A 6,337-nucleotide genomic window follows, 5' to 3' on the forward strand; every position below is an offset into this window, starting at 1 on the left:
CCAATTACACGACAGCAGTTACGGCCGCTCCCTGAACCTACAGTTCAGTTCCGTCCATTCTGACCGGCCGATATCCCCACCGACACGGCGCAGTCTACCCCGACGACGGCGTGCGAAACCAAGATCTGAACGATCCCCCCATAGCGTGAGTTCCGACATCTGGACTCTCGCGGAGAAGCTCGCTGCGTCTGGATACGCGACGCGGTTCTTCACCGCAGTTAGAACTGCGGAGATCCCGATCCGCGGCCGATTCAAGGCCGCGATCCGCCGGCACGACGCACCGGCCGTCGAGGTGTTGGCAGAGACGAAACAGTGGTGGAACGGAACTGGCGGGCCGAAGTTCGGATACGTGCAGCTCGGTGACCTGCACGAACCACTTCGTGAACCCATCGCGTTAAGTTTGGCGTGAATTGTGGTAGACGGCGAAGGCTTCGAGCCATGATTGGGCTGTCTCAAGCGTGACATGGCTAAAACTATTCGCAAACGATGATGTTCTGCGTTCTACCTCCCAAAATATACGTTCGATGGCATTCCGATTCCCATGCGGAATTATCTGGAATCGGTAGCCGTCTTCAGCGAGAACCGGTCCAAGATAATCTGCATCGTCCACGAGAAACAGCACGTCGTCGAGTTGGTAGCGGCGGTGGAGCTCGTCGAGAAACCACCGCGTCGTCTGTTTCGTCGTGGTCGGAAACAGGCTCACGTGCAGAATTTCGTTCGTATTGGGATCGACAGCGCCGTACAGCCAGTGGTCTTGGCCGTGCAGGCGGATCATCTTCTCGTCAACCGCGAGTTGATCCGCGGTCACTGTTGAGATCGGCTGTAGATCCGCTTTGTGAACCCAGTTGTGGATAGCAACGTGACTGCGTTGGACTCCCAACTCCTCTAGATGCTAACTTGCATCCCGAGTTGACATACCCGCCAAGTGACACCGGATGCCAACTTGAATCGCCCAGTCGGGAGTCCGCTCGCGCTCCACAAACGACAAGTCTATCCACGCGATATCACCGTTGAGGCGTTCGAAATCGGGCATGAACACTTCGAGATCGAACGCCTCATCCTCTAACTTAACGCGATGCGTGAACCCGGCGAAACATTCTTCGGCCGCGATTGACGGGATCGATCGGTGGCGCTTCGAAGAGGATACCGAACCCCAATCCGCTTTCCAAGAATATCGCACCGGACGAGAATTGTTCTACGATTCGGTTCTCCGTGAGGTAGACGAGTCGCTCCGCTCGTTCCTGAGTGATCTCGACGACCGCGAGGGGACAATCGTCGTCGTCACCAGCGACCACGGCGAGGAGTTCTGGGAATACGGCCAGTTCGAGCGCGAACACTTCGAAGATCCCCGAGGGATAGCCGGCGTGGGCCACAGGCACGCGCTGGTCCCTCCCGTGCTTGAGGTGCCGATCCTGTCTGACTCGGTCAGTATCGCCCAGAGTGACGGCCCGGCAAGTACTGTCGACATCGTGCCAACAATTCTTCGGGAACTCGGCGTTGATCACCCGGACGGACTCGACGGCGTCCCGCTCTAGACCGAGGATTACGTGCGGCCCCTCCTCTCACAAGAGATCGCTTACGGCCCGAACCAGATCGGCGTTACTCACGACGGAGACCATCTGATCTACGTTCCAGCGCGAGAAAAGACGGTACTCCTGGACTTCGACACTGGGGAAGTCGTCGATGACGACGCTCGGATCAAGGAGGTGATGTCGTACGTTCCCGAAACGCAACGGGTCGGTTCGGCGGTCGAACTGGACGAGGAAACTATGGATCAGCTTTCCGACCTCGGCTATGCCTAGCGGGGGATGGACTACTGTCGTGCGGAGAGAACTGACTCGTATACGTCCGCCGTCTCCCTTGCAGTGCGTTCCCACGTAAACTCGGCGGCGCGTTGCGGGCCTGCGAACTGGAGCCGATCACGAAGTTGGGAATCAGTCAACAGGCGTTCGATCGCCTCCACGATACTGTCCGTGTCCTCCGGGTCACACAGCAACGCTGCGTCACCGACGATCTCTGGGAGTGACGTTGCGTCCGCTACGACAGTGGGTGTCCCGCAAGCGAGGGCCTCAAGCGCCGGGAGGCCAAACCCCTCATACAGTGACGGGAACGCGAATACATCGGCGAGGTTGTAGAAGTGGGGCATCTCCGCCTCTGGAACGTTCTCAAGGAAGTGGACTCGGTCATCAATCCCGAGGTCGCTAACGAGATCCAGTGTTTTCTCCCGTGACCCGAACTTTGAGGGAGATCCGATCTTGAGGAGGTGCAGGTCCGGGTAAATCTGACTGACCCTCGAAAATGCTTTGAGGAGTCGTGGAACGTTCTTACGAGGTTCTTCAGATCCAATGTATAAGAGATATCTCTCGTCTGAGGATAGATTGTACTTGTTCCAAATCTGGTTATCGACGTTGGAGAGAGGTTTGTAGTGGCTAGCGACACCGTTGTACACGGTCGAGACAAGGCTTGGATGACAATTTAAGATATCGTATAGATCGTCCGCAGTCGTTTTAGATATAGATATGACATGATCGGCGTAGCGTAGGGGCCGGTACAGAAAATCCCGTGTCACGTACTCCGTATATTTGCGAGGGGAGCGATACTTTATCAGGTCATGGCACGTGATGACCTTCGGCTCAATATCCAGAAAGGAGATCCCAGGATGTGCGATATGGAAGAGATCGAAATCATCAGGAAGCACCGATCGGCACCGAAACTGGAACATCAGGTCAGGTTCAAACGGAATATCCAGTTTTGTTATCTCGGTTTTGTTGGTTCCCTCCCCGATTTGGATCTTTGACTCCTCTGGACGAATCTGTACCTTGGTAACGTTCACTCCGATATGCTGTAATTTTTCATATATGTTTTGCGAGTAGGTGCCGATACCAGAGTGGTCGAAACTAGTTGAGACGAGTGCTATTTCGTAACTATCCATCTGTTAAGAGTCTGTGACCAATTTTTCATATATAGATACGGTTTCTTTTGCCGCGCTTGACCAAGAGAATTCTAATGCTCGGTCACGACCTTCTTTCGCTAATTGGTCCTGAAGTGTCGCATCATTCAAGACTTCTGCGATCGCAGTTCGTATCTCGCTTATGTTTTCAGGATCGACAGTTTTCCCCGCATCCCCCACGACTTCGGGTAGCGAAGTGGTGTTTGAGGTGATGACAGGAGTAGCGCTCGCCATCGCTTCTAAAACCGGAAAGCCAAATCCTTCAGCAAGAGAGGGATACACGAATACCTCAGCATAGGAGTATAGAGCAACAAGGATATCTTCAGGGACGAACCCGAGGAAATGGATCCGGTCACTAATGGTTGAGTCCTCGGCGACACTCGTAATTTTGTCCGAACGCCAGCCCATCTTCCCTGCGACCAACAAGACAGCATCTGGATTATCTTTGGCTATCTCTGTAAAGGATTTGATGAGCGCAGTTTGGTTCTTTCGGGGCCTTACAGTTCCTGTATTCAATATAACTTTTTTATTTCGTATGTTAGATACACCTTCGGACTGAAGATAATCAAATAGTCTTGAACGATCGATAGACCTGTTGAAGTACTTCGCCTCAACACCATGGTGGACCACGGACACATTTTCCTCGGCTATAGAAAATAACTCGACGACATCATCTTTCGTTGAGTGTGATGGAACGATAATATGATCAGCTGACCTAGCATATTGTCTCCAAATTCGGGCATATACCTCATCGCTAGTCTTCATATTCATTTGCTTGAACTCAAGGACATCATGGATGGTCACAACTGTCGGAACTGAGGAATTTATCGGCACAGCGTACTTGAGACCGTGGAAAATATCGACATCATCTATATGTGATTGGATAGGGAATGCGACATTCTCCCAAAGGATTCTTAGAGGGGTTGATTGGATGTAACGGGAAAATCCCCCATAATTCTCACCGTATAATTTTACTTCATCAACTAACTCACCGGTTGCCTGAATTATGTTCTCAGAGTACTTTTTTGACCCGCCTCGAATAGACAAAGTTCGAGCATCAAACCCAACCTTCATTTCAATATCATATTCCGATCTACCCAGCTACTCCACGAGCAATTCACTGTAAGACGAATCGACAGTCTGTGTCTGTACATAACGGTTTCGATCTGACGTAACTTTTTCAATACTACCCGCCAGTTGGTCAGGTGCTTTGGGTGGTACTAATTCACTCTTCACCGATTCTAGCAGGTCCGTCTGCCCCCCATTATCCGTCGCGACGATCGGGAGACCTACCTGCATCGCTTCCTGAAGCACGATCCCGAACCCCTCGTGAATCGAACTGAGGACATACACGTCGCCACACTCCAGGTACTGGAACTTCCGGTCTTCGTCGACGTATCCAAGGAAGTGGATCCTATCGGCGACGCCGTGCTTACGAGCATACGCTTCTAGCGACTCACGGAGCGGACCCTCTCCGATGATGAGTGCCTCGATGTCCTCCGCGAGTTCCGAGATGGCCTCGATCAGATATCGATAGCCCTTCCGCTCGACGAGGCGTCCGATCGACACTGTGTAGGTCACGTCCTCCTCCAAGCCGAGCGTCGCTCTGTCTACGGACTCAAACTCGTGAGGGTCGTACGGGAGGGGAACGACGTCGATGTCTGTCGTCTCCGCCAGGTCGTAGTACCGGTAGGCGTTGTCTCGCGTGTCGCTTGACTGGGCGATGACGCGGTCGGCGCTGTTTATCACTCTTGAGACGACTTCGCGGAGGTACCACTTGTTATGCGGGGAGAAATCCTTCGTCGGATCGTGAATGTCCCCCCCGTGAATCGAAAGGACGTGCTCAATGTCGAACGCTTCCGAGATGGCGACCCCGAGCGGCCCCGAAGGGACCGCGAAGTGGGAGTTGACAACATCGTAGTCGTGGCGGCGGCAAAGGCGGACGCAGCGTGGGAACCCGGAAACGGGGTAGGCGAGCATTGAGTGCAAGGACGCGGTGCTCTTGTCGCGGCGACCGACTGGGACCCGGTAGACATCGATCCCGTCGATGACCTCGTGTGTCGGCTGACCGGGATAGAGGCTTGTCACGTAGTCCACGTCGTGATCTCGATCCACGAGATCAGAAGCGATCGTCTTGGCCGCGACGCCACCGCCACCACCAACTGGCGGAAACTCATAGTTCACCAAGAGGATCCGGCTCATTCGAGGACCTGCTTCACTCGATACGGCCTTTCCTGCTTAGCATATTGGTACCCCTTGATCCCGATATCGGCCAAAATACCGGAGATGAAAAATTGTACACCGATCATCACCATAAACACTGCGAACAGCGGCATTGCCGTATCAGAGAGGTTCGCCCCGCTGACCAACTTCAGCCACACAGTATACAGCCCCGCTAACGAGCCGATGCCCATTGACATGATCCCTAGTCCGCCGAAGATGTGCAACGGGCGCCCAGAGAACTTCTGCCAGAACCAGACGTTTAAAAGATCCATGAACCCTTTCGGTAGTCGTTGCCAAGAGTACTTCGTCTCGCCGTTGCGGCGGGGCCTGTGGTTAACCTTAACCTCAGAAATACGATATCCTCGCCAGGACAATAGAGCAGGGATGTACCGATGCATCTCACCGTCAAGGTCTATATCCCTGGCGGCCTCACGACGGAAGGCCTTGAGAGTACAGCCGTAATCATTGAGATCAGTACCTAAAAAAAGCTTTCGGAGGTAAGAAGCTACTTGGGAAGAGACGCGCTTGCCCAGCGGGTCGTTCCGGTCTGCCCGCCACCCGGACACACAGTCATAACCCTCCTCTAGCTTCGTGATGAGCTTAGGAATGTCCGCAGGGTCGTTTTGCCCATCCGAATCCATTGTCACAATGACCTCACCCTTCGCATATTCTAAGCCTGCGTCCATTGCCGCACTCTGACCGAAATTGCGTCGGAACTCGATAACTCGGAAACGGTTGTCCTCCTTGTGGATCGCTTCAAGAACATCAAGGCTCCCGTCGGAAGACCCATCGTCAACGAAGACAACCTCCCAACGGTCATATTCTTGCTCCAAGACTTCCGATAACTCATTTGCAAGCGGCTGGAGATTTCCGCTCTCGTTGTAGACGGGCAAAACTACTGAACACTCAACCATCCGCTGGTTGCCCGTTTCCTTGTATTCTGATTCGACTGTAAGAGCCACGTTACCGATAAATGTATGAATAACCCCTCTTAGGTCTAATGGTATGTGGGATGCCACCTACATTCGGAATAGTTAACTTATAGGGCGGTGGTGCAGAAGTCCTCACAAGGAAGCGGTAGGACGAATCTGATGTGTCTACGACCAGCTCCGTCCTACCAGATAACGCTACGGTAGAACAGGTCTTCAAAACACTGGACACCGA

7 protein-coding genes and 1 pseudogene are annotated in these 6,337 nt (G+C 53.2%); 3 read left to right on the forward strand and 5 right to left on the reverse strand.

The window, feature by feature from the left end; translation table 11 throughout:
* Window positions 1–145 precede the first annotated feature (145 nt).
* Entirely contained in the window at window positions 146–409 is a 264-nt protein-coding gene (locus tag ACMGFG_RS22635; protein ID WP_436932554.1) for an alkaline phosphatase family protein, read from the forward strand.
* On the opposite strand, the pseudogene ACMGFG_RS22640 reads toward ACMGFG_RS22635, so the two are convergent.
* Window positions 395–1,033 (reverse strand): annotated as a pseudogene (locus tag ACMGFG_RS22640) (IS6 family transposase). The gene ACMGFG_RS22635 and the pseudogene ACMGFG_RS22640 overlap by 15 nt on opposite strands.
* 157 nt (window positions 1,034–1,190) lie before the next feature.
* On the opposite strand from ACMGFG_RS22640, the gene ACMGFG_RS22645 reads away from it, so the two are divergent.
* Together ACMGFG_RS22645 and ACMGFG_RS22650 are read left to right on the forward strand one after the other, a co-directional pair.
* Complete coding sequence (locus ACMGFG_RS22645; RefSeq protein ID WP_436932555.1) at window positions 1,191–1,535, forward strand: sulfatase-like hydrolase/transferase; 345 nt, start codon at window positions 1,191–1,193, stop codon at window positions 1,533–1,535.
* Between the two features lie 12 nt (window positions 1,536–1,547).
* Window positions 1,548–1,802, forward strand: a complete 255-nt coding sequence (locus ACMGFG_RS22650; RefSeq protein ID WP_436932556.1) for a hypothetical protein — start codon at window positions 1,548–1,550, stop codon at window positions 1,800–1,802.
* A gap of 11 nt (window positions 1,803–1,813) precedes the next feature.
* On the opposite strand, the gene ACMGFG_RS22655 is transcribed toward ACMGFG_RS22650, so the two are convergent.
* Genes ACMGFG_RS22655 through ACMGFG_RS22670 form a run of 4 tightly spaced genes read right to left on the reverse strand, consistent with a single transcriptional unit; the run spans window position 1,814 to window position 6,192 of the window.
* Window positions 1,814–2,932, reverse strand: coding sequence for a glycosyltransferase family 4 protein (locus ACMGFG_RS22655; protein WP_436932557.1), 1,119 nt, complete (start codon window positions 2,930–2,932; stop codon window positions 1,814–1,816).
* 3 nt (window positions 2,933–2,935) lie between these two features.
* Window positions 2,936–4,024: a glycosyltransferase family 4 protein gene (locus ACMGFG_RS22660; RefSeq protein ID WP_436932558.1), complete on the reverse strand. Its 1,089-nt coding sequence runs from the start codon at window positions 4,022–4,024 to the stop codon at window positions 2,936–2,938.
* A 27-nt stretch (window positions 4,025–4,051) separates the two neighbouring features.
* A complete protein-coding gene (locus tag ACMGFG_RS22665; protein ID WP_436932559.1) occupies window positions 4,052–5,152 on the reverse strand; it encodes a glycosyltransferase family 4 protein in 1,101 nt (366 codons plus the stop codon).
* The gene (locus tag ACMGFG_RS22670; RefSeq protein ID WP_436932560.1) at window positions 5,149–6,192 is read right to left on the reverse strand and encodes a glycosyltransferase family 2 protein; all 1,044 of its coding nucleotides are present in this window, start codon (window positions 6,190–6,192) and stop codon (window positions 5,149–5,151) included. The genes ACMGFG_RS22665 and ACMGFG_RS22670 overlap by 4 nt, the downstream gene beginning before the upstream one ends.
* Between the last annotated feature and the right edge of the window lie 145 nt (window positions 6,193–6,337).

The organism is Halosimplex halobium (assembly GCF_051414055.1).
GTDB lineage: Archaea > Halobacteriota > Halobacteria > Halobacteriales > Haloarculaceae > Halosimplex > Halosimplex halobium.